19 protein-coding genes are annotated in these 22,506 nt (G+C 63.0%); 11 read left to right on the top strand and 8 right to left on the bottom strand.

Annotation, left to right across the window (positions count from 1 at the left end; all coding sequences use genetic code 11):
* Window positions 1-6: 6 nt before the first annotated feature.
* Entirely contained in the window at window positions 7-258 is a 252-nt protein-coding gene (locus EN955_RS12715) for a hypothetical protein (RefSeq protein WP_024504708.1), read from the bottom strand.
* Window positions 259-419: 161 nt separating this feature from the next.
* On the opposite strand from EN955_RS12715, the gene EN955_RS12720 reads away from it, so the two are divergent.
* The 5 genes from EN955_RS12720 to ppa all read left to right on the top strand — a co-directional run bounded on the left by EN955_RS12720 (window position 420) and on the right by ppa (window position 3,864).
* Entirely contained in the window at window positions 420-1,058 is a 639-nt protein-coding gene (locus EN955_RS12720) for a LemA family protein (RefSeq protein ID WP_024504707.1), read from the top strand.
* Window positions 1,059-1,082: 24 nt separating this feature from the next.
* Window positions 1,083-1,946, top strand: coding sequence for a YgcG family protein (locus tag EN955_RS12725; RefSeq protein WP_245492100.1), 864 nt, complete (start codon window positions 1,083-1,085; stop codon window positions 1,944-1,946).
* An 8-nt stretch (window positions 1,947-1,954) separates the two neighbouring features.
* Window positions 1,955-2,593 (top strand): TPM domain-containing protein, encoded by a 639-nt coding sequence (locus EN955_RS12730; protein ID WP_024504194.1) that lies wholly within the window; start codon window positions 1,955-1,957, stop codon window positions 2,591-2,593.
* Window positions 2,594-2,711: 118 nt separating this feature from the next.
* On the top strand, window positions 2,712-3,218 hold the full coding sequence (locus tag EN955_RS12735; protein WP_013528996.1) for a GNAT family N-acetyltransferase: 507 nt from the start codon (window positions 2,712-2,714) through the stop codon (window positions 3,216-3,218).
* Window positions 3,219-3,330: 112 nt separating this feature from the next.
* Entirely contained in the window at window positions 3,331-3,864 is a 534-nt protein-coding gene (gene ppa / locus EN955_RS12740; protein WP_024504195.1) for an inorganic diphosphatase, read from the top strand.
* A 9-nt stretch (window positions 3,865-3,873) separates the two neighbouring features.
* On the opposite strand, the gene EN955_RS12745 is transcribed toward ppa, so the two are convergent.
* Both EN955_RS12745 and EN955_RS12750 read right to left on the bottom strand, forming a co-directional pair.
* Window positions 3,874-4,467, bottom strand: coding sequence for a hypothetical protein (locus EN955_RS12745; protein WP_024504196.1), 594 nt, complete (start codon window positions 4,465-4,467; stop codon window positions 3,874-3,876).
* Between the two features lie 45 nt (window positions 4,468-4,512).
* Window positions 4,513-5,130: a TetR/AcrR family transcriptional regulator gene (locus EN955_RS12750; RefSeq protein ID WP_024504197.1), complete on the bottom strand. Its 618-nt coding sequence runs from the start codon at window positions 5,128-5,130 to the stop codon at window positions 4,513-4,515.
* Window positions 5,131-5,204: 74 nt separating this feature from the next.
* Here EN955_RS12750 and EN955_RS12755 point away from each other — a divergent pair, with 74 nt between their 5' ends.
* Together EN955_RS12755 and EN955_RS12760 are read left to right on the top strand one after the other, a co-directional pair.
* Entirely contained in the window at window positions 5,205-6,488 is a 1,284-nt protein-coding gene (locus EN955_RS12755; protein ID WP_024504198.1) for an MFS transporter, read from the top strand.
* Between the two features lie 180 nt (window positions 6,489-6,668).
* Window positions 6,669-8,243 carry an alkaline phosphatase gene (locus EN955_RS12760; RefSeq protein WP_024504199.1) on the top strand — a complete coding sequence of 525 codons (1,575 nt, stop codon included), beginning with the start codon at window positions 6,669-6,671 and terminating at the stop codon, window positions 8,241-8,243.
* A gap of 46 nt (window positions 8,244-8,289) precedes the next feature.
* On the opposite strand, the gene EN955_RS12765 is transcribed toward EN955_RS12760, so the two are convergent.
* A complete protein-coding gene (locus tag EN955_RS12765; RefSeq protein WP_244506871.1) occupies window positions 8,290-8,571 on the bottom strand; it encodes a hypothetical protein in 282 nt (93 codons plus the stop codon).
* A gap of 197 nt (window positions 8,572-8,768) precedes the next feature.
* Here EN955_RS12765 and typA point away from each other — a divergent pair, with 197 nt between their 5' ends.
* Window positions 8,769-10,598, top strand: coding sequence for a translational GTPase TypA (gene typA / locus EN955_RS12770; RefSeq protein ID WP_013529003.1), 1,830 nt, complete (start codon window positions 8,769-8,771; stop codon window positions 10,596-10,598).
* A 61-nt stretch (window positions 10,599-10,659) separates the two neighbouring features.
* On the opposite strand, the gene EN955_RS12775 is transcribed toward typA, so the two are convergent.
* Window positions 10,660-11,286, bottom strand: a complete 627-nt coding sequence (locus tag EN955_RS12775) for a DUF1062 domain-containing protein (RefSeq protein ID WP_013529004.1) — start codon at window positions 11,284-11,286, stop codon at window positions 10,660-10,662.
* A 394-nt stretch (window positions 11,287-11,680) separates the two neighbouring features.
* Here EN955_RS12775 and EN955_RS12780 point away from each other — a divergent pair, with 394 nt between their 5' ends.
* Window positions 11,681-12,295, top strand: coding sequence for a LysE family translocator (locus EN955_RS12780; protein ID WP_024504201.1), 615 nt, complete (start codon window positions 11,681-11,683; stop codon window positions 12,293-12,295).
* Between the two features lie 9 nt (window positions 12,296-12,304).
* Here EN955_RS12780 and EN955_RS12785 read toward each other — a convergent pair whose 3' ends face one another.
* Window positions 12,305-12,628 (bottom strand): hypothetical protein, encoded by a 324-nt coding sequence (locus EN955_RS12785; protein WP_013529006.1) that lies wholly within the window; start codon window positions 12,626-12,628, stop codon window positions 12,305-12,307.
* Between the two features lie 138 nt (window positions 12,629-12,766).
* Complete coding sequence (locus EN955_RS12790; protein ID WP_024504202.1) at window positions 12,767-13,330, bottom strand: peroxidase-related enzyme; 564 nt, start codon at window positions 13,328-13,330, stop codon at window positions 12,767-12,769.
* Between the two features lie 136 nt (window positions 13,331-13,466).
* Between EN955_RS12790 and EN955_RS12795 the strand changes: the two genes are divergently transcribed.
* Window positions 13,467-18,281 carry an NAD-glutamate dehydrogenase gene (locus EN955_RS12795; RefSeq protein ID WP_024504203.1) on the top strand — a complete coding sequence of 1,605 codons (4,815 nt, stop codon included), beginning with the start codon at window positions 13,467-13,469 and terminating at the stop codon, window positions 18,279-18,281.
* A gap of 80 nt (window positions 18,282-18,361) precedes the next feature.
* On the opposite strand, the gene EN955_RS12800 is transcribed toward EN955_RS12795, so the two are convergent.
* The gene (locus EN955_RS12800) at window positions 18,362-20,506 is read right to left on the bottom strand and encodes a TonB-dependent siderophore receptor (protein WP_024504204.1); all 2,145 of its coding nucleotides are present in this window, start codon (window positions 20,504-20,506) and stop codon (window positions 18,362-18,364) included.
* A gap of 353 nt (window positions 20,507-20,859) precedes the next feature.
* Between EN955_RS12800 and EN955_RS12805 the strand changes: the two genes are divergently transcribed.
* Entirely contained in the window at window positions 20,860-22,236 is a 1,377-nt protein-coding gene (locus EN955_RS12805) for an MFS transporter (RefSeq protein ID WP_024504205.1), read from the top strand.
* The last annotated feature ends 270 nt before the right edge of the window (window positions 22,237-22,506 follow it).

The raw sequence follows: 22,506 nt of genomic DNA on the forward strand, positions 1-22,506 counted from the left end.
TGATTCCTAACTGCCCCGGATGACGTAAAGCACGAGCCAGACCATCAGGCCCAGCGCCAGCAGCAGGCCCAGCGTGCGGCCAAAGCGGGTGCCCCAGACTTCGATCGGATCGGCACGATCGGCATCGGCCGCGGTGACGTGATCGTGCATGCCTTTCGCTGCCCGCGCTACAAACGAGTTGCCGGCCGGATCCGTCTCGCGCGCAATGCGCTCGAGGATACGGCGCGATTCCTTGTCGCTGTCCTGGCGTCCCGCCATGATGATGTCCCGTTTTGCCGGACCTTATCGCGTTCGCACGGCCAATCACAGAGCCTTGCAGCGGCACCGGCGTGCCAGGCGAGGGGCTGCCGGCGCGGGCGGTTTTCTTGCGCGCTGATTGTGGTAAAGCTTCGCGTGCAACTTCTACCGAGGGACCCATCATGTTTGCCCAGCGCCTTGCCTTGCCGTCCACGTTCCGCACGCTGCCCGCCTTCCTGATGATGGCGATCGTGCTGCCGCTGCTTGCAGGCTGCGGCTATAACACCATCCCGACGGCGGAAGAAAATGCCAGGGCGGCATGGAGCGAGGTGCTGAACCAGTATCAGCGCCGCGCCGACCTCATCCCCAACCTGGTCGAGACGGTCAAGGGCTATGCCTCGCATGAAAAGGATACGCTCGACGCGGTGGTCGAGGCGCGCGCCAAGGCAACGCAGATCACGGTAACACCGGAAACGCTGAAGGATCCCGAAGCCCTCAAGAAGTTCCAGGATGCCCAGGCGGGGCTGACCAGCGCGCTGTCGCGGCTGATCGCGGTCTCGGAGGCCTATCCCGACCTCAAGGCCAATCAGAACTTCCTGGCGCTGCAGGCGCAGCTCGAAGGCACCGAGAACCGCATCGCGGTGTCGCGGCGCGATTACATCCAGGCGGTCAGGGACTACAATCTGACGCTGAGGACGTTCCCCTCGGTGCTGTGGGCGACCTTCTGGTTCCGCGGCAACGAGCCCTTCGCCAATTTCACCGTCGCCGAAGACAAGATGCAGCCGCCGAAGGTCGATTTCGGCACGAAGCAGGGCGGGTGAACGGCGGGGCCAAACGTCGTGATCTTGCTGGCCGGTGAGAGGCGGCGCGTCATTCGTCTTGTCGCAGTCGTCCTCCTCGTCCTTGTGCTGCCGTTCTCGGCCCTCGCGGCCGATCTCCCGGCGCTGACCGGCCGTGTCGTCGACGATGCCGGCATCATCGACGCCGCGACCAGGGCGGCGCTGACCCAAAAACTCGCCGATTTCGAGACAAAAGGCTCCGACCAGATCGTCGTCGCGACGATTCCCAGCCTCGATGGCGAGGAGATCGAGCCTTACGCCAACCGGCTGTTCCGCTTCTGGAAGCTCGGCCAGGCGAAGGAAAACAATGGCGTCCTGCTGCTGGTGGCCCCGAACGACCGCAAGATGCGCATCGAGGTCGGCTATGGGCTGGAAGGCACGCTGACCGACCTGCACACCAAGCTCATCATCGAGAATGACATGGTGCCGGCCTTCCGCGCCGGGGACTTCTCCGGCGGCATCAGCAAAGCCGTCGACGACATGGTCATGGTGCTGGAGGGCAATCCCGAAGAACTGGAAGCGCGGGGCAAGCGCAATCCCGCCGATGACGGCACGTCCATCGATCCGATCTTTGCCGTGTTCTTGATGCTGTGGGCGACGATGTTCTTCGGCGGGATGGCGATGGCGTTCCTGCCGCCGATGTTCGGCACGAAATTGTCGCCGGGCGTGTACAAATGGCTGGGCATGACGTTTCGTTATGGCCGCGGGCCGAGCGGGTACTCGGGCACTGGCTGGACAACCGGTTCATCGTCGGGCGGCGGCTGGTCTTCGGGTTCGGGCAGTGGCTGGTCCTCGGGGTCAAGCGGCGGTGGCGGATTTTCCGGTGGCGGCGGCTCGTCCGGTGGTGGCGGTTCTTCAGGAAGCTGGTGAGACAGATCATGGCAACACGACCAATCAGCCCGCAGGATCATGAGCGCATCGCAACCGCGATCCGCGCCGCCGAGGAGAAAACCGACGGCGAAATCTACTGTGTCGTGGCGCATGCCAGCGACGGCTATTTCTTCCCGGCCGCCTTCATGGCGACCGTGTGCATGCTGATCGTCAGCCTGGCGGTCGGCTACGGTCTGGAGGCCTGGTGGCTGTCGATCCGGCTGCCGCATTTCGTCCTCGCCCAGCTCCTGGCGCTTGCCTGCGTGCTGGCCTTGTTGTGGGCGCTGCCTGGTATGCGCATCCACCTGGTGCCGAGGCGGCTGCGCTACCAGGCGGCGCACGCCAACGCGATCAAGCAGTTCCTCGCCCGCAACGTCCACCGCACCACGGCGCGCACCGGCGTGCTGGTCTTCGTCTCGATCGCCGAGCGCTATGCCGAGGTGGTTGCCGATTCGGGTATCGACGCCAAGGTCGGCCAGCATGTCTGGGACGGCGTCGTGCGCGACCTTACCGCGCATGCCGGCGACGACCGGCTTGCCGACGGCTTCGTCAAGGCGATCGAGTTGGTGGGTGCGGTGCTGGCCGAGCATTTCCCGGTCACTGCGGGCGACAGCAACGAGCTCGACGACCATCTCGTCGAGATTTGAGCCTTTCCACAGAAGTCTTGAAGGCCCCTTACCAGGGCGGTGATCGCCTGTGAGAAAGCAGCCGGCTGGCCGCCCGGACCCTTGCAATCGGGCGATGCGGGTTTATGGTTAACAAATCATGAATACGCTGACGATCGACATCCGGAAAGCCGACCCGCGCGATGCCAGTGCCATCGCCGAGGTGCATCTGGAAGCCTGGCGCGGCGCCTATTCCGGCATCATTCCGCACCGGACCCTGACATCGATGATCAACCGCCGTGGCGCCGACTGGTGGGCGAATGCGATTCGCCGCGCCGCCACCGTTCTGGTCGTCGAAATCGGCGGCAAGATCGCCGGCTATGCGACGATCGGCAAGAACCGCGCCCGTGAACTGCGCCAGCAGGGCGAAATCTACGAGTTGTACCTGCGCCCGGAATATCAGGGCATCGGGCTCGGCAGCCGCCTGTTTTCGGCGGCCAAGGCGCGGCTGGCCGATCACGGGCTGAAAGGCATGGTCGTGTGGGCGCTGGAGGACAACCAGAACGCGCTTGCCTTCTATGCCGGCGCCGGTGGCCGCGATGTCGCCGAGGGCGTCGAGATCTTCGAGCAGAAGGCGCTGAAGAAGGTCGCTTTCGTCTGGGAATGACAACTCGGCCTTTCGGCAATTGGGCGTTCCATTCGCATCCAGCACCATTCGCCGCATTGCACCATGACGCGCCGCCCGCTATCGATCGTCCATCGAGAGAGGGATTTAAGCCATGCGCATTGAAGCCATAGCCAGCGGAAAGAATCCGCCTGAGGACGTCAACGTCATCATCGAGGTGCCGATCGGCGGCGAGCCGATCAAGTACGAGATGGACAAGGAGGCCGGCACGCTGTTCGTCGACCGCTTCCTGCACACCTCGATGCGCTACCCCGGCAATTACGGCTTCGTGCCGCACACGCTGTCGGGCGACGGCGATCCGATCGACGTGCTGGTCTGCAACACGCGCGCGCTGGTGCCGGGCTGCGTCATCAACGTGCGGCCGATCGGGGTGCTGATCATGGAAGACAATGCCGGCCAGGATGAGAAGATCATCGCCGTGCCGTCGCCAAAACTGACGCTGCGTTACGAGAACGTCACCGAATACACTCAGCTGCCCGACATTACGCGCCAGCAGGTGCAGCACTTCTTCGAGCACTACAAGGATCTAGAGCCCGGCAAATGGGTCAAGATCGAAGGCTGGCACGATTCCAAATATGCCAAGAAGATGATCGTCGACGCGATCGAGCGGGCCAAGGCGAACAAGTAGCCCGATCCGTCAGTTGTCGACCCGGCCGAAGGCCGGCACTTTGCCGATGACGGTGTGTCTGTCCTTGCCGCAGGCGAAGGTGCGTGCCTTGTCGTCGGCAAGCTTGCGCGCCTGGTCGTTGGCGGCGGGATTGCCGGTGGCCAGCACCAGGCCGACGGTGCAGCCGTCGCGGGCGTCCATCTGGCCGACCTTGGCGACGAGCAGCACCTCGGTCGGCTTTTTCTCGTCCTCGGGATTGCTGATCGAGCGGCGATGGATGACGGCATAGGGCACTGCCGTGTCGCCCTTGGTTTCGATGCGCCATTCGACTTTGGCTCCGGACGAATTGAGGCCGGAAAAGCTTTCCCAGACCGTCGTCATGTCGCCGCCGGGCGGAAAACCGTAGAACAGCGATTCACGGGCGTCGTCATAGGCGATCAGTACGGGATAGCCGCGATAGCCTGAACAGGCGAGTTCGGCCCAGTCGCCGTCGCCTTCTTCTGCCTGCGCGTAGGTCACGCAGTCCGTTTTCGAATCCAGATCGGTGTAGGCGCTGGAAATGCCGTCGGCTTGCGCCGCCTGACCGAGACTGACCAGAACAAGCGGGATCAGAATGGCACGCATGGCGGTCAATCTCCGTTGCAAGCCATTGCAGCGTAGCGCCAAACGCTATTTCTTCAAGCTGGCTTCGATCAGCAGGTCGGCATTGCGGGCAACCGCTTGCGCCGGACCGCCGAGGCCGAACAACTGGCCGCTGATATAGGCCCCCTCGATCAGCAGCAGCAGGCCGTCGCCGAGCGTGTCTGGGTCTTGCGCGCCCATCGCAGCCGCCATGGCGCGCAGGCGGCGGCGCAGTTCCTGCTTGTTGGCCTCGCTGACCACGCGGGCCGGATGGCTTTGGTCGGGATATTCGACCGCCGCGTTGGTCATGCCGCAGCCGCGATAGTCCGCCACCTGCGTGCGCTTGCCGATGCGGGTCAGGAAAGCCTTGATCTGAGCGCGCGGGTCGCCGGGATGAGCGGCGACCGCTTCGTCGAAGCGCTCCCAGTATTCACGGTCATATTGCCTGAGATAGGAAGCGGCCAGTTCGTCCTTGGACGGAAAGCTGCGGTAGAGGCTGGGCTTGGTGACGCCGGCACGCTTGACGATCTCGTCGACGCCGATCGCCCTGATACCGCGCCGGTAGAACAGGTCATAGGCCACATCGAGGATCTTCTTGGCGGCTTTCGGCGGAGCGGATGCATGACCGTCGCTGATGGTCAGTTCAATATTTTTGTCGGTTGGCATCGTGTGACTCGATTGACAATGTTACCGATCGGTACGTATACATGTTCCCACCCTGCAACGTACCGGTCAGTAACATGATAACTCAATCTCGCCCCTTTGGCCAGCGCTACGCTTTCGTCGTGGTCGGCGTCATCTTCCTCAGCCTGCTGGTCGCGGCTGGCCTGCGCTCCGCACCCTCGGTCATGATGCTGCCACTCGAGAACAGTTTCGGCTGGCGCCGCGACATCATCTCCCTGGCCGCCGGTGTCGGCATTCTGCTTTACGGTTTGACGGGGCCATTTGCCGCAGCCCTGATGGAGCGCATCGGGCTGCGCCGCACGCTGCTCGCCTCGCTGGTGGTGATGTCGGGCTCGACCATGCTCAGCCTGCTGATGACCAAGCCGTGGCATCTGTTCATCACCTGGGGCGTGTTCTCGGGCATTGGTTCCGGTGCCGTCGCCAGCGTGCTCGGCGCGACCATCGTCAATCGCTGGTTCAAGACCAATCGCGGCCTTGTCATGGGATTGATGTCGGCCTCCAGTGCCTCGGGCATGCTGGTGTTCCTGCCGCTGATCGCCGCTCTGGCACAGTCGGGCGGCTGGCAGCCGGTTGTCATTGCGGTCGCGATCGCGACCGCTGCCCTGATACCGCTGGTCTGGCTGCTGGTGCCGGAGCGGCCGGCATCGATCGGCATGGTGCGCTATGGCGCCGAGGCTGACGATGTGCCGCCGACCCCGCCTGCGTCACAGGGCAACTTTCTGGCGCATACGTTCTCGACGCTGCGCCGTGCTGCCGGCACGCGGGTGTTCTGGTATCTGTTCGCCACCTTCTTCGTCTGCGGCTTCACCACCAACGGGCTGGTCGGCACGCATCTGATCGCGTTTTGCGGCGACATGGGCATTGGCGAGGTGCAGGCCGCCGGCCTGCTGTCGATGATGGGCATTTTCGATCTGATCGGCACGACATTGTCGGGCTGGCTCACCGACCGTTTCGACCCGCGCAAGCTGCTCGGCGTCTATTACGGCATCCGCGGCCTGTCGCTGATCTACCTGCCCTATTCCGGCTTCTCAGCGACCAGCCTGATCATCTTCGCCGTGCTCTACGGTCTCGACTGGATCGCCACCGTGCCGCCGACTCTGAGGCTCGCTAATGAGGCGTTCGGCGATCGCAGTGGGCCGATCGTGTTCGGCTGGATCGTCGCCGGCCACCAGATCGGTGCGGCGACCGCCGCCGCCTTCGGTGGCACCATGCGCGAGTTGCAGGGCAATTACGAACTGGCCTTCCTGATCGCCGGCATGACGGCAATAGCCGCTGCCTGTATCTCGCTGCTGATCAACACCAGCAAGCCGGCATTCGAGCCGGAGCCGCAGGCGGCGTAGGGAGAGGCGCTACCGGTCAAGCTGCGATCTCCCCCACACGGAGGAAGATCGGCAGCTTCGCCGTCCGCGCAAACGCCCACCCGCCTGTTGATCGTCAGAAAAACTTCATGATCCCGAGATGTCCCTGAAACATTGACGCTGGATTTTGGTGGCACCGTTCAAGCCATCCAGGAGACAGCCGTGAACAAGCTTTCGATGACTCGCCGTGCTTTCGTCACCTCCGCCAGCGCCGTTGGCCTGGCTGGCGTCTCGAGCCTGGCGCTGCCCTACTATTCGCGCGCCAGTCAGCGGCCGGCCTTCACCCATGGCGTCCAGTCCGGCGATGTCGACGCCACCAGCGGCATGGTGTGGACGCGCACCGATCGCCCGTCGCGCGTCATGTTCGAAGTGTCGTCGACGGAGAACTTCGCCACTGCGACACGCCTGGCGTCGCTCGATACGTCGCCGGCCAGCGACTACACCGTCAAGCGGCTGCTCACCGACCTCGCTTCGGACCAGGATATCTTCTATCGCATGACGGCAGCCGATCTCGCCGACATCAACGCCGTTTCCGAGCCGATCACCGGGCGCTTCAGGACGGCGCCGGCCTCGAAGCGCGACATCCGCTTTGCCTGGTCGGGCGACACCGCCGGCCAGGGCTGGGGCATCGATGAGACCGGCATGAAGACCTACGCCACGATCGGCAAGCACACGCCCGACTTCTTCCTTCATTCGGGCGACACCATCTATGCCGACGGCGCCATGAAGGACGAGGTCGACCTGCCCGGCGGCGGCAAGTGGAAGAACGTCGTGCTGATCGACGGCAAGCGCAAGGTTGCCGAGACGCTGGACGAATACCGGGACCAGTGGAAATACAACATGATGGACAGGAACGTGCTCGGTCTCAGCGCCATCTGCCCGACTTTCTACCAGTGGGATGACCATGAAGTCCTGAACAACTGGTCGGATTCGAAGGATCTCAGCGCCGACAGCCGCTATACGGAAAAATCCATCCACGTGCTGGCGGCCCGTGCGGCGCGGGCTTTCCACGAGATGACGACGATCCGCTACGAACCTTCCGAGCCCGGCCGCGTGTATCGCAAGATCGCCTACGGGCCGCTGCTCGACGTGTTCTTCCTCGACATGCGCTCCTATCGCGGCCCCAATGGTCCCGACATGCAGGATGAGATGACGCCGCAATCGCGCATGCTCGGCGAACAGCAGACGAAATGGCTGAAGCGCGAACTGGCGAATTCGAAGGCGACCTGGAAAATCATCGCCGCCGACATGCCGCTCGGCCTCGTCGTCTGGGACGACGGCACCAAGAAGGTTGGTGCCGAAGCAGTCAGCAATGGCGACAATGGCTTGCCAAAAGGGCGTGAGCTCGAGATCGCCGACCTGCTGCGCTTCATCAAGAATGCCGGCATCAGCAACACCGTCTGGCTCACCGCCGACGTGCATTACACGGCCGCGCATTATTACAACCCGGACAAGGCGCAGTTCCAGGATTTCAATCCGTTCTGGGAATTCGTTTCGGGTCCGATCCATGCCGGAACATTCGGGCCGAACGATTTCGACATGACGTTCGGTCCGGAGCTGAAGTTCATCAAGGCGCCGACCGCCGAACAGGGACAGAACCTGCCGCCCTCGGCAGGTCTGCAATTCTTCGGGCTGGTCGATATTTCAGGCGCCAGCGAGCAGATGACGGTGCGGCTGATGGATCGCGACGACAATGAACTCTACAAGGTGACGCTCGACCCGGTACGGTCGGCATAAGCGCGCGCTGATGGAAAGGTGTCGCGCGTCTAGGGCGCGCGATGTCTTAGTCCGGGTAGCAGACCATGGAGATATTCGGCCAGACGGCGCTGTCGCAGTTGGCGGCGTCCTGCCGCTGCTTGAAGGCGGCGCTGACCGGGCCGGTCACCACCGGGTCGACGCCGTCGGGCGCGTCGGCGAAAATCTGCTCGGCCGACTGTGCCTCTGACGGCAAGGCAGGCCGTGATTCCTTCGTCGTCGCGGCCGACTGCGCGGCGTTGGCCGCCAGCAGGACGGCGAAGGCAACAGAGGCGATGAGCGGCCAGAATCGGTTGAGTTTGTCGGTCATGATGTTCGAACTGCCCGGGCCCCGAAGGGTTCCCGCCTTGGTTAACAAAATCATCTCACACGCAGATGCTTAAGATTTGATGAGTATTTGGTGACGCGCCTCCTCTTTCGCAACTGCGAAAAACCCTGTATGAGCCGCGCAACCGAAAGAGGCAGCGCCTTTTGGCCTGCTGCCTGCAACGCTTCCGAGACCAGAACATGAAAATCCGTAATATCGCGATCATCGCGCACGTCGACCATGGAAAGACCACCCTGGTCGACCAGCTTTTGAAGCAGTCCGGCTCCTTCCGAGACAATCAGCGCGTGGCCGAGCGCGCCATGGATTCCAACGACCTCGAAAAGGAGCGCGGCATCACCATCCTGGCCAAAGCGACCTCGGTCGACTGGAAGGATACCCGCATCAACATCGTCGACACCCCCGGCCACGCCGATTTCGGTGGCGAGGTCGAACGCATCCTGTCGATGGTGGACTCAGCCATCGTGCTGGTCGATGCCGCCGAAGGGCCGATGCCGCAGACCAAATTCGTCGTCGGCAAGGCGCTCAAGGTCGGCCTGAAGCCGATCGTCGTCATCAACAAGATCGATCGCCCGGACGCCCGTCATGTCGAGGTGGTCAACGAGGTGTTCGACCTTTTCGCAGCGCTCGACGCCACCGACGAGCAGCTCGACTTCCCGATTCTGTACGGCTCAGGCCGCGATGGCTGGGTTTCGGAAAATCCGGAAGGACCGAAGGACCAGCAATTGGCGCCGCTGTTCGACCTCGTCATCAAGCATGTGCCGGAGCCGACCGTTCATCCCGGTCCGTTCCGCATGATCGGCACCATCCTGGAAGCCAATCCGTTTCTCGGCCGCATCATCACCGGCCGCATCGAGAGCGGCACGCTGAAGGCCAACCAGCCGGTCAAGGTGCTGCACCATGACGGTACCCAGATCGAAACCGGCCGTATTTCCAAGATCCTGGCCTTCCGCGGCCTTGAGCGCCAGCCGATCGAAGAAGCGCAGGCGGGCGACATCGTCGCCATTGCCGGCTTGTCGAAGGGCACCGTCGCCGACACGTTCTGCGACCCGAGCGTGAGCGAACCGCTGCATGCGCAGCCGATCGATCCGCCGACCGTGACCATGTCGTTCCTGGTCAACGACAGTCCGCTGGCCGGCACCGAAGGCGACAAGGTGACCAGCCGCGTCATCCGCGACCGCCTGCTGCGCGAAGCCGAAGGCAATGTCGCGCTGAAGATCGAGGAATCGCCTGACAAGGATTCGTTCTTCGTCTCCGGCCGCGGCGAATTGCAGCTGGCCGTGCTGATCGAGACGATGCGGCGCGAAGGCTTTGAAATCGCCGTGTCGCGTCCGCGCGTCGTCATGCAGAAGGGCGAGAATGGCGAATTGTTGGAGCCGGTCGAAGAAGTCGTCATCGACGTCGACGAGGAGCATGCCGGCGTCGTCGTGCAGAAGATGTCCGAGCGCAAGGCCGAGATGGTCGAACTGCGCCCATCCGGCGGCAATCGTCAGCGCATTGTCTTCCATGCGCCGACCCGTGGCCTGATCGGCTACCAGTCGGAGCTTTTGACCGACACGCGCGGCACCGCCGTGATGAACCGGCTTTTCCATGCCTATGAGCCCTACAAGGGCGAGCTGCCAGGCCGCACCAATGGCGTGCTGATTTCCAACGAACAGGGCGAATCGGTCGCCTACGCCATGTGGAACCTGGAAGATCGCGGCCCGATGGTCATCGATCCGGGCGTCAAGGTGTATCAGGGCATGATCATCGGCATCCATAGCCGCGACAATGACCTTGAAGTGAACGTGCTCAAGGGCAAGAAGCTGACCAACATCCGTGCCGCCGGCAAGGACGAGGCGGTCAAGCTGACCCCGCCGATCCGCATGACGCTGGAACGCGCGCTGGCCTGGATCCAGGACGACGAGCTGGTCGAAGTGACGCCGAAGACCATTCGGCTGCGCAAGCTCTATCTCGATCCGAACGAGCGCAAGCGGTTCGAGAAGTCGTCCAAGGTGGTCGGCGCGGCGTAAGCTCTTATTTTTTCCAACAGCGGAGAGGGGCGGAGCAACCAGTGTTCCGCCCCTTTTTCGTTCATCCACCGGCAGCCGCGATGATGGCCTGCCGATCGGCCTCGCCGGCCAGATCGATGCGGATCGTGTTTCCCGCACGGGCCGGCTTGCGCAGGGCCTTTGCTCCATCCGGGTCAACGATGAGCAGCCGCTTCTCCTCCAGCGCCTGAAGCCGTGATCGCGAGATGCAAAGTTCGCTTGCGAGCAGCCGGTCGAGCCGCAGCGATGTCGGCATTTCGAGCCCGAGCTGGAGTTCCAACACGGTCGCGGCTTCCCTGGTGTCGCCGAGCCTGCGCTTGTGAACGCTGACATCGGAGAACTCCTCGACGCGCCCGATCCGGTTGCGCAACGCCACCGCATCGAAGGCATGACGGTGAGCGAGTGCAGGATCGTTGCTTTCGAGCGCCGCCAGCAGCGCCGGGTCGATGTCGCGGCGGTTGCAGCGTTCGAAAATGCCGAAATTCCAGGAATTGTCGCAGTCGATGCAGCGATAGATCAGCCACACGTCGATGCGTTTGCCATTGGCGTTGACGCGGAACTTTCCGCTGCTGCAATAGGCCCTCACGGTGCCGCAGCGGTTGCAATTGATGAGCGGTCGAGGTGCGGTCTTGGGCGCGATTGCCCAGTGGATACGCAGAAGTCCAGACATGCCGATAAGCCCTTCCCGTCGGGAAGTTCATCAGGCCGGCGATGTCGAGATGCCCATGCGGGCGCGGCGTGGCGGTCGCTTGCTATGATTGGAAATCGGATGTCACGGGCGGCAGCGCGCAACAACGGTTCAGCAGTGCCAAACCGGTCTCGAACCGCCGCCCAGAAGAACACATGAAAATGAAAACAGATACCGCAAATGCGGTGTCATGCAGTGTGTCGGGGGAGTTGGCGAGACCGGCGGTTACGTAGGCAAAGTGAAGCTCAAAATTGTTTCGCGATGGCCTTTCTAGCCGCGACATGCCGGACCGACAAGGGTCTTTTGTCGGTGCTACCGCAGCCGAGCCACTTGCGTTAATATCCGAAATCGAAGGTTTTCAACCAGAGACCCGGTTATGCATCCCACCTCGCTCCTGATTTTCGCCGCCGCTCTGTTCGTTGCCGCGGGCTCGCCCGGGCCATCGATCGCGGCGCTTGTCGCCCGCGTCATCTCGAAAGGGTTTCGCGACGTGTTCCCGTTCCTGCTCGCCATGTGGATCGGCGAGGGCATCTGGCTATCGCTGGCGGTGTTCGGGCTGGCTGTCGTGGCGCAGACCTTCCATTTCGCCTTCGTCGTGGTGAAATGGGTCGGCGTTGCCTATCTCGCTTACCTCGCCTGGAAGATGTGGACCGCGCCTGTCGATGCAAAAGAGGGCGAGATGCCGCGCGAGGATTCGGCGATAAAACTGTTCTTCGCCGGCATGGCGGTGACGCTCGGCAATCCCAAGATCATGATGTTCTACCTGGCGCTGCTGCCGACCATCATCGACCTCGCTTCGGTCAGCATCGTCGGCTGGGTCGAGCTGACGGCGACCATGGCCGTGGTGCTGGTCGCCATCGATCTCGCCTGGGTGCTCGCCGCATCACAGGCGCGCAAGCTTTTGAAGAGCAAGCGCGCCATGAAGATCGCCAATCGCATCAGCGCCACGACGATGGCCGGTGCGGCGGCCGCCATAGCGACGCGGTCCTGAGCCGGCGCGTCACATCACTTCAATGATCGGCGCGATCTCGACGCTGAAGGCCGGGTTCATCAGGATCGGGCAGTCCTTGGCCTTGGCGACGGCATCGTCGATGTCTTTCGCTTCGACGATCGTGTAGCCGGCGGCCGGATTGCTGCCGCCATTGTTCTCGACCTTGCCGCCGGGCAGCACCATCTTCGACATGCCGACCGGATTGCCGCCGTCGACCACGGCCGAGCCGAGCTTGCCGTACCAGCCGTTCCAGGCGTCCATTGCGGCCTTCCGCTCGGCCTCGTCGGTCGGCATCTTGCCCGAGCCATGATAGACGTAGAGATACTTCGCCATGTTCTCCTCCCTTGGTGAGCGGCATCGAACCGGCATGCGGTCATGCCGCCTGCCGATCATCGGACCAAACCGGCAAACAAGCAACGAGAATGCGACACTGCTAATATAACGCCCCGGTCTCGCCCCTGCCGCAATCCGTCACCTTGCCATGGCGTGGTATTCGTCGTTCGGCCGCATATCGATTGCCGCAGCCACTCGGTTCGACATGTTGAAGAAGGCAGCGGTCGAGGCGATGTCCCAGATGTCGCGATCGGTGAAGCCGGCCTGACGCAGCGCGGCCCGGTCGGCCTCGACGATCTTGGCCGGCTCTTGCCTCAGCTTGACGGCGAATTCGAGCATTGCCGTCTGCCTGGGCGAAAGATCGGCGGCGCGGAAATTCATCACCATCATTTCACCGAGCGGCGGGTCGCCGGAGAGCTGGCGCACCGCCGCGCCGTGCGCGGTCAGGCAATAATAGCAATGATTGATCGAGGAGACGGCGACCGCGATCATTTCGCGCTCCAGCTTCGACAGGCCGGACTCACCCAGCATCAAATCGTTGTACATGTCGGTGAAGGCGCGCAGCTTCTTGTCGTCGAAGGCATAGGCCCTGAGCACGTTGGGGACGAGGCCGAGCTTCTCCTCGCATTTGGCGAAATAGGTTTTTGTCGCCTCGCTCAGCTCTCCCTGGCCAAGATCAAGCGCGCTGATTTTACCGGTCATGGGTCATTTCTCCTCGTTGCGCGGCATCTTGTCGCCAAATTCCGATAATTCTTGGCAAGCCGTCAAACCTTTGTCGCCAAACAGCGGTCATCTGCTACCATAGTCGTAAAAGCATTCGACGGGAGGGACGTGCGTCATGGCCAGCGTGAAATCCGCGAGCAAGCCGAAGAAAAAAGCCACGGCAGCGCTTAAAGCGGAGGAAAGGCCAGCCAGGCTTGCAGACTATCTGCTCGCCCGCGCGCCAGCTGAAGACATTGCTCCCTACGATGTGGCCGACCTGGAGCGGGCTGCCGATCTCGCCGGCCAGGCAGTCGCCACTCACAGGAAAGGCGAGTGCGTCGTCGCCGTCGATGCCGATTCGGGCGTTGTGCGAGACGGCCGCCCGATGACGGTTGTCACGGTCGTCAACGACAACATGCCGTTCCTGTTCGATTCCATCCTCGGCGAGATCACCGAGACATCGGGCGAACCGACCCTGGTCACCCATCCGGTTATCGTCGTGCGCCACGGCAAGGGCGGCGTGGAAGAAATCCTCGGCGACGGCAATTTCGCCAAGGACGATGGCAGCCACGACCGGCTGAGCGTCATCCATGTCCACATCCCGCGGCTGACATCCGAGCAGGCGAGCGGATTGAGCGAGCGGCTGCGCAAGATCCTTGGCCAGGTTCATGCCGCCGTTCACGACTGGAGGCCAATGCTGGCCCGCCTCGATCAGGCGATCTCGGAATTCCGCTATACGGCCGTGCCGCTCGACAAGAAGAGCGTTGCCGAGGCTCTCGCCTTCCTGGAGTGGCTGCGCGACGACAATTTCACCTTCCTTGGCATGCGCGAGTTCAAATACACCGGCGGCGAGGAAAGCGGCACGCTGGAGCGCGCTGAAAAGCCTGGCCTCGGCATCCTGTCCGATCCCGACGTGCTGGTGCTCAGGCGCGGCACCGAAGCGGTAACGACGACGCCGGAGATCCGCGCCTTCCTGCATGGGCCGGAGCCGCTGATCGTCACCAAGGCCAATGCCAAGTCGTCCGTGCACCGCCGCATCTATCTCGATTACATCGGCATCAAGACCTACACCGCCAAGGGTACGCTCGCGGGCGAATTGCGCATCGTCGGCCTGTTCACCTCGACCGCCTACACGCGCTCGGTGATGAAGATCCCGTATCTGAGGTCAAAAGCCGAAACCATCATCGCCAAGTCCGGCTTCGACAGGCACGATCACTCCGGCAAGGCGCTGATCAACGTTTTAGAGAGCTATCCGCGCGACGAACTGTTCCAGGTGCCGGTGCCGATCCTGCGCAAACATGCCGCCGCCATTCTGGGCCTGGTCGAGCGGCCACGCGTGCGGGCGCTGGTGCGCGCCGACCAGTTCGACCGTTTCGTCTCAATCCTCGTCTTCGTGCCGCGCGACCGTTACGACAGCGTCGTGCGCGAGAAGATTGGCTCCTATCTGAAAACCGTATTCGAAGGCCGGCTGTCGGCCTACTACCCGGCCTTTCCCGAGGGCGGGCTGGCGCGCGTGCACTTCATCATCGGCCGCTCCGGCGGCAAGACGCCGAAGGTCGAGCAAGCGACGATAGAGGCGGCGATCCGCGACATCGTGCGTACCTGGGAGGACGCCCTTTCCGATGCGGCCGAGGCCAGTGGCGGCGACCAGGCTTTGAAGGCGATTGCCGCGCGGCTGCCGGAAAGCTACCGCGATTCGTTCAGCGCGGCGGTGGCGCTGGCCGATGCCGGGCGCATTGCCAAGATCAGCGCCGGCAATCCGATCGCCATCGACTATTATCGCCATGCCGAGCAGAAGCCGCACCAGGCATCGCTGAAGATCTATCACCACGGCAGCCCGGTGGCGCTGTCGCGCCGCGTGCCGGTGCTGGAAAACATCGGCTTCCGCGTCATCAGCGAGCGCACTTTCGAGGTCGGCGACGACCAGGTCGGCACGATCAATAGTGATCGGCCCGGCTTAGTCTTTATTCATGACATGGAGCTTGAGAACAGCTACGGCCAGCCGATCGACCTGACCGATGGCGGCGCGCTGTTCGAAGATGCGTTCCTCTCCGTCTGGCGCGGCGACGTCGACAATGACGGCTATAACGGCCTCGCCCAGACCGCCGGCCTGTGGTCTGGCGAGATCACCATCCTGCGCGCCTATGGCCGTTATCTGCAGCAGGTCGGCATTCCGCAAAGCCAGGATTTCATCGCCGCCGCGCTCAACCGCTATCCCGACATAGCGCGTGGCCTGCATGCGCTGTTCATCGCCCGGCTTGGTCCGACAGCCGAGACCGAAGGCGTGGTGGCCGCAAAGCATCTCAAGGCCAAGATCAAGGATGCGTTGGAGGATGTGCCGAACATCGACGACGACACCATCATCCGGCGCTACCTCAATCTGATCGAAGCCACGCTGCGCACCAATCATTTCGTTGCCGATACGAAAGAAAAGGGCCAGTCGCTGGCGATCAAGCTGGACTCGCACGCGGTCGAGGGCTTGCCGGCGCCGCGGCCGTGGCGGGAGATCTTCGTCTACGGCTCCGAGGTCGAAGGTCTGCATCTGCGCTTCGGTCCGGTGGCGCGCGGTGGCTTGCGCTGGTCCGACCGCGCCCAGGACTACCGCACCGAGGTGCTCGGCCTGGTCAAGGCACAGCAGGTCAAGAATGCCGTCATCGTGCCGGTGGGCGCCAAGGGCGGCTTCTATCCGAAGAAGCTGCCGATGAGCGCCGGCCGCGACGCGATCTTCGAGGCCGGTACTTCGGCCTACAAGAACTTCGTCTCCAGCCTGCTGTCGATCACCGACAATATCGGCCTCGACGGCGTCATCCCGCCGGCCGGCGTTATCAGACGCGACCCGGACGATCCGTATTTCGTCGTTGCCGCCGACAAGGGCACGGCGACCTTCTCCGATACCGCTAACGCGATCTCGGAGAAGCACGGCTTCTGGCTCGACGACGCCTTCGCCAGCGGCGGCTCGGCCGGCTATGACCACAAGAAGATGGGCATCACCGCCAAGGGCGCCTGGGAAGCGGTCAAGCGGCATTTCCGCGAGATCAACCGCGACATCCAGACCTCGTCCTTCACCGTCGTTGGGGTCGGCGACATGTCGGGCGACGTGTTCGGCAACGGCATGCTTTTGTCCCCGAAAACCCGGCTGATCGCGGCCTTCGACCATCGCGACATCTTCATCGATCCCGATCCCGACATGGCAGCCTCGATGGCCGAGCGCGAGCGCATGTTCGCGCTGCCGCGTTCGAGCTGGCAGGACTACGACAAGACGAAACTGTCGGAAGGCGGCATCATCGTCTCGCGCAACCAGAAATCGATCACCTTGCCGGCGGCGGCGGCGGCGGCGATCGGCCTGGCCAAGACCACCGCCACGCCGGTCGAGATCATGACCGCCATCCTCAAAGCGCCGGTCGATCTTCTGTGGTTCGGCGGCATCGGCACGTATCTCAGGGCATCGACCGAGACCAATGCCGAGGTCGGCGACCGCGCCAACGATGCCATTCGCATCACCGCGCTCGACGTCCGGGCGAAAGTGATCGGCGAGGGCGCCAATCTCGGCGTCACGCAGCGGGCGCGCATCGAGTTCGGCATGAATGGCGGCCGCTGCAACTCCGACGCCATCGACAATTCGGGCGGCGTCAACTGCTCCGACGTGGAGGTCAACATCAAGATCGCGCTGGCTTCCGCCATGCGCAAGGGATCGTTGACACGCCCGGCACGCAACAAGCTGCTGGCCGAGATGACCGAGGAGGTCGGCTCGCTGGTGCTGTCCAACAACTACCAGCAGACGCTGGCGCTTTCGATCGCCCGCAAGCGTGGCCTCGCCGACATCGCGCATCAGAGCCGTTTCATGACAGCGCTGGAGGCGCGCGGCCTGCTCGACCGTGCCGTCGAGACGCTGCCGTCGCCGGCAGCGCTGGCCGAGCGCGAAGCGCGTGGCGAACCGATGACCAGAGCCGAACTCGGCGTGCTGCTCGCCTATGCCAAGATTGTGCTGTTTTCCGACATCGTCGCCAGCGACGTGCCTGATGACGCGCATTTCGACCGCGACCTGATGGGCTATTTTCCCGACCAGATGGCGAAGAAATATGCCGCCGAGATCCATGGCCACAGGCTGCGCCGCGAGATCATCACACGGGTCGTCGCCAACGATCTGGTCAATCGCGGCGGCCCGTCCTTCGTCAACCGGCTGCAGGAGGCCACCGGGCGCACCGCCGCCGACGTGGTGCGGACCTTCGCGGTGGTGCGTGACGGTTTTGCCTTGCCGGCGCTCTATCGCGAGATCGACGCGCTCGACAACCAGATCGACGGCCAGGTGCAGCTCGATCTCTATCAGATGGTCAGCCGGCTGATCTATGTGACCAGCGGCTGGTATCTGAAGAACGATGCCGGCACGGCACCCCTCAGCCAGCGCATTGCCGAGTTGCAGGAAGCCCGCAAGGCGCTGGAGCCCAAGCTCGTTTCGCTGCTGCCGGCCTTTTCACGCGAGCGCATCGAGGAGAAGCGGCATGGGCTGTTCAAGGCCGGCGCGCCGGAAAGCTTGGCCGGGCAGCTGGCACTGAGCGAGGTGGCGGAACTCATCCCCGACATCGCGCTGACGGCGCGCACCGCCGGCGCCGATATCGTCGCCGCGGCCAAGGCGTTCTTCGCCGTCAGCGATGCCTTCCGCATTCCGCGTGTCGAGGATGCCGCACGCTCGATCACGCCATCGGACTACTACGATCAGCTGGCGCTTTCGCGCGCCACCGACACGATCGATGCGGCACGGCGCGGCATCGCGGTGGCGGCGCTCACCGGCCACGCCAAGACGGCCGATCCGGTGGCTGCCTGGCTGGACGCCGGCGGCGAGCGGGTGGCGCGCATCCGCGAGCGGCTGCAGGCGTTGACCGAGGGCGGCGACATCACCGTGTCGCGGCTGTCGGTGGCGTCGGGGCTGATGAGCGATCTGACGGGGATGTGAACCGTCGATGATTGCCACACGCATTGTCGGGTGCGTGTGGCGGCTTTTCCAATGTTGTCGGCGCTTGGCGTTCAGCAAGCTCACCAGGAATGTTTGAGGGTGCCGACGATTTTCAGCCGGTCGCCGTAGAATTCGGTCCCGTAATAGCTGGTTGTCAGATACTTCCGGTCGAACAGGTTCGTTGCGTTCAAGGCCAACGTCACGTCCTTGGTCATCTTGTAGCTAATCGCCGCATCCACCAGTGCGTAGCCGCCAATCGAAATGGTGTTCGCGTCATCCCCGTAGGTTTGTCCGATATAGCGCAGGCCGCCGCCGATGGTCAGGTCGCCACGCGGTCCTTCCTCGGGAAGCGTATAGTCAACCCAGGCTGACGCCAGGTGGCGAGGAACGCGCTGCGGCCGATTGCCGGCATTCCCGCCAATGCCGTCTTCCAGGATCTCGGCATCCCAGTAGGAATAGGCAAGCGTCAGGTTCAGGTTTTCCGCGATGGCGGCCTTGCCCTCGAGTTCGATGCCGCGGACGCCAACCTTGCCGATCTGCTGCTGGACAACAGGCGTGACATAGGTCGGAACATTGGTTTGGGTAAGGTCGAAGACCGCGGCTGTGAACAGGCCGTCGAAGCCGTCGGGCTTGTACTTGATGCCTGCCTCATACTGTTTGCCCTCCTGAGGCTTCAACGAGCCCGAGACCGCATACCCGTTGGCGCTTGGCGACACGAGCGGCTGGAAGCTTTCCGAATAGTTGGCGTAGACCGCGAGGTTCGGCGTGAATTTGTAGGTCAGGCCAGCGCGCTTGGTGAAGGCCGATGCGGTGTCGTCGTCCTGCGTTCCCAGATCGAGATAGTCCGCCGTCGTATGGACACGGTCCCAGCGCCCGCCCAGGGTGACGATCCAGCGGTCGTCAAACGTCAATTGCTCCTGGGCATAGACACCGACCGCCTGCTGCTTGACCCGCCAGTTCACATAGGGGCCGAGGTTGATGCAGGACAGACCGCAATAGGTCGGGTTGTCGATGTCGATGGGGCCGGCGGTGCCGAAGAGGATGTTTTCGCGGGTGTTGTCGTTGGCGTAGTCGACGCCGACAAGCGTCTTGCTGGCGACCCGGTCCCAGCCCGTATCGTATTGCAACTGATTGTCAAAGGCATAGCGGTTGGACAGGCCGCCGACGGAAAATGCCGTGCGGTCCGCCGTGGGGTCAAGCGACGCGCCGTAGACCTCGGCGTAGTCGAGGCTCAAATGCGTGTAGCGGGCATTGGAGCGGAAGGTGAGATTCTCGTTGAATTCATGTTCGAACTGGTAGCCGATATCGACCTGCTCGGTGTTGAAGCGGTTGAAATCCGGCTCGCCCAGGAAGGTGCCGATGTCGATATTGGCGCCGGCGGGGGTGCCGCGTGCGCCTGTGCCATCTCGCTTGTAATAGTCAGTCAGGATGGTGAGCGAGGTTCCTTCCTCGGGCTTGATGGTCAACGCGGGTGCGATGTAAAGCCGGTCGTCGTTGGAATAATCCCATCCTTGATCGCCATCCTTGGCCAGCCCGGTAAGCCGATAGGTCCACACGCCATCGGGGTCGATCGGCCCGCCAAAATCAACGCCAATCTCCTTGGTGCCGTCGCCATAGGACGTGTAAATCTCCCCCTGCTTCTGGTCCAGCGGCCGCTTGGTGATGGCGTTCACCAGTCCGCCAGGACCGTTGAGACCAAATAGCGTCGATGTCGATCCCTTCAGGACCTCCACGCGCTGAAGTCCGTAAGGTTCGAGACGGCTGGCCGTGAACCATGCGGGGATGCGCGCCGTCAGGCCGTCGCGATAGGTACCGAGCGATGTCTGGTCGAAACCGCGGATGCGAATATAGTCGTATCGGTCATCGTTGCCGAACTCGTCGGTGAGGACGCTGGATGTGTAGGCCACGGCCTGCTGGAGGCTTTCGACATGGCGCGCCTCCAGTTCCTTTTGGGTTACAACTGAAACCGAGGCGGGAACGTCGACGATCGGCGTATCGGTCTTGGTGGCGGTCGCCGTATCCTTCGCGACGATCGTTTGATCGGGCCCGCCAACGCGGTCCGACTTGCCGGTGACGACGATCGTTTCCAGTTGAGTTGCATCGTCCGGCGAAACGTCCTGGGCCCGGCCGGTCCCCACCATTCCAAAAGATGCCGCTATCAAGGCACTGCTCGCAATCAATCGCCTTGCCTGAATGCGCAGCAATGCCTGTCGACCAATCGTCATCTCTTATTCCCTGTCAGACCAATTTCGAGCAGTTCGGCCGGTCACCGTTCCGGCCCTGCGCGAGCGCAATTAGTCAAAGCGGACAAAAAGAGTCAACTTAATAATCAAGAAATCACGCCGGCGACAATCGTTGCGAAGCAGGGGGTGGAGGACGGCGCCGGACCTACGGTCCGACTTCCCCCACGAGAAAAACACGGGCTTGGTTCGCGTAGCGGACGAAAGCCAGTTGCATGGCTTTCGAACAGTGAACGCCCGGCAACGTCAAGGGTACGGCACCGAGCTTCGTTCATTGCATGAGCGCATGAAACATGCAGACATGGCGCCCGACACGGAACCGGTGCCGAGGGATCATGATGACGGTAGAGACAGTGCAGCGTGCGTCCGGGCGCGGCATCTGGGGATGGATGCTGTTCGACTGGGCGGCGCAGCCGTTCTTCACGGTCGTGACGACCTTCATCTTCGGACCTTACTTCGTCTCGCGCATGGCGAGCGATCCGGAGACCGGCCAGGCGGCCTGGGGCTACGGCATTGCCGCGGCAGGTCTTGTCATCGCCGTGCTGTCGCCCATCCTCGGCTCGATTGCCGACCAGACCGGCCCGCGCAAGCCCTGGATCACATTCTTTGCCGCGGTCAAGGTCACCTGCCTTTGCATGCTTTGGTTCGCGGCCCCCGGTTCGAACCTTTTCCTGGTCGTGCTGTTCTTTTCGCTGGCGTCGGTCGCGGCCGAGTTTTCGACCGTGTTCAACGATTCGATGATGCCGCGCCTGGTGCCGAAGAGCGAGATCGGCCGAATCTCCAACATGGCCTGGGGCCTTGGTTATCTCGGCGGCATGATCGCGCTGATCTTCGTCGTCGCTTGCTTGGCCGGTTCGCCGGAGACCGGCAAGACGATCATCGGCACCGACCCGCTCTTTGGGCTCGACCCGAAGCTCGGCGAGGACGCGCGCGCAACCGGGCCTTTGTCAGCCGGCTGGTACTTCCTGTTCATCCTGCCGATGTTCTTTTTCACCCCCGATGCCATCAAGGGCCTGTCGATCGGCCCTGCGGTGCGAGAGGGGTTGGCGGAGCTGAAAGTGACGCTGGGCGAGGTGCGCAAGCGCAGCGGCATCTTCCGCTTCCTTGTCGCCCGCATGATCTATCAGGACGGTGTCAATGCGGTGCTGGCGCTGGGGGGCACTTTCGCAGCAGCGATGTTCCACTGGTCGATCACCGAAATCGGTATTTTCGGCATCATTCTCAACGTCGTCGCCATCTTCGGCTGCCTGGTTGCAGCCCGTCTCGATACGGCGCTTGGCTCAAAAACCATCGTCATGATCTCGCTGGTCCTGCTCAGCATCGCCACGATCGGCATCGTCTCGACCGGACCGGGCTATACTTTGTTCGGCCTCTGGATGATGCCTGGACCGGACAGCGGTGGCCTGTTCGGCACGGCAGCGGAAAAGGCCTACATCTTCTTCGGCCTGTTGATCGGTGTGGCTTTCGGGCCGGTGCAGGCGTCGTCGCGATCCTACATGGCGCGCAGCGTCACGGCCGCAGAATCCGGCCGCTATTTCGGCATTTATGCGCTGGCTGGACGGGCGACCAGTTTCCTGGCGCCGTTCATGGTCGCGTCCGTCACCCTGGCCAGCGGCTCGGCACGGCTCGGCATGGCGGTGATCGTGCTGTTCCTCGGGATCGGCATGGCGATCCTGGTCAAGACGCCCTATCCAGCGGACCGGCCGGCGGATTGAGTGGCACGATGAAAGGCTGGCGAACGCCGGGACGCTGCGGAGCAGCGGGGACCCGGCAGGGCGGATCGTCCACCGCCCGGCCCTTCGCGGGCTCAGGGCGTTCGAAGCTCGAAAAGCCAAGCAATTGGCTTTTCGTTTGCTGCGCGAACCGCTTCTCACCCCGCAAGGAGAGAAGGAAGAAGTGCGTCAATGCCTGAAATGCCGGACGCCCGTAAACACCATGGCGATGCCGTGCTCGTCGGCAGCGGCGATGACGTCCTTGTCGTTCAT

The sequence above is a fragment of the Mesorhizobium sp. M7A.F.Ca.CA.001.04.2.1 genome (assembly GCF_003998485.1).
Lineage (GTDB): Bacteria > Pseudomonadota > Alphaproteobacteria > Rhizobiales > Rhizobiaceae > Mesorhizobium > Mesorhizobium ciceri.

Excerpts from the sequence above, each read along its gene's own strand:
- EN955_RS12745 (WP_024504196.1), bottom strand. The coding sequence starts at position 4,467 with ATGCGTGCCATTCTGATCCCGCTTGTTCTGGTCAGTCTCGGTCAGGCG.
- EN955_RS12720 (WP_024504707.1), top strand. The coding sequence starts at position 420 with ATGTTTGCCCAGCGCCTTGCCTTGCCGTCCACGTTCCGCACGCTGCCC.
- EN955_RS12785 (WP_013529006.1), bottom strand. The coding sequence starts at position 12,628 with ATGGCGAAGTATCTCTACGTCTATCATGGCTCGGGCAAGATGCCGACC.
- EN955_RS12750 (WP_024504197.1), bottom strand. The coding sequence starts at position 5,130 with ATGCCAACCGACAAAAATATTGAACTGACCATCAGCGACGGTCATGCA.
- typA (WP_013529003.1), top strand. The coding sequence starts at position 8,769 with ATGAAAATCCGTAATATCGCGATCATCGCGCACGTCGACCATGGAAAG.
- EN955_RS12790 (WP_024504202.1), bottom strand. The coding sequence starts at position 13,330 with ATGACCGGTAAAATCAGCGCGCTTGATCTTGGCCAGGGAGAGCTGAGC.
- EN955_RS12775 (WP_013529004.1), bottom strand. The coding sequence starts at position 11,286 with ATGTCTGGACTTCTGCGTATCCACTGGGCAATCGCGCCCAAGACCGCA.
- ppa (WP_024504195.1), top strand. The coding sequence starts at position 3,331 with ATGCGCATTGAAGCCATAGCCAGCGGAAAGAATCCGCCTGAGGACGTC.
- EN955_RS12795 (WP_024504203.1), top strand. The coding sequence starts at position 13,467 with ATGGCCAGCGTGAAATCCGCGAGCAAGCCGAAGAAAAAAGCCACGGCA.
- EN955_RS12805 (WP_024504205.1), top strand. The coding sequence starts at position 20,860 with ATGACGGTAGAGACAGTGCAGCGTGCGTCCGGGCGCGGCATCTGGGGA.
- EN955_RS12735 (WP_013528996.1), top strand. The coding sequence starts at position 2,712 with ATGAATACGCTGACGATCGACATCCGGAAAGCCGACCCGCGCGATGCC.
- EN955_RS12765 (WP_244506871.1), bottom strand. The coding sequence starts at position 8,571 with ATGACCGACAAACTCAACCGATTCTGGCCGCTCATCGCCTCTGTTGCC.
- EN955_RS12730 (WP_024504194.1), top strand. The coding sequence starts at position 1,955 with ATGGCAACACGACCAATCAGCCCGCAGGATCATGAGCGCATCGCAACC.
- EN955_RS12755 (WP_024504198.1), top strand. The coding sequence starts at position 5,205 with ATGATAACTCAATCTCGCCCCTTTGGCCAGCGCTACGCTTTCGTCGTG.
- EN955_RS12715 (WP_024504708.1), bottom strand. The coding sequence starts at position 258 with ATGGCGGGACGCCAGGACAGCGACAAGGAATCGCGCCGTATCCTCGAG.
- EN955_RS12800 (WP_024504204.1), bottom strand. The coding sequence starts at position 20,506 with ATGACGATTGGTCGACAGGCATTGCTGCGCATTCAGGCAAGGCGATTG.
- EN955_RS12780 (WP_024504201.1), top strand. The coding sequence starts at position 11,681 with ATGCATCCCACCTCGCTCCTGATTTTCGCCGCCGCTCTGTTCGTTGCC.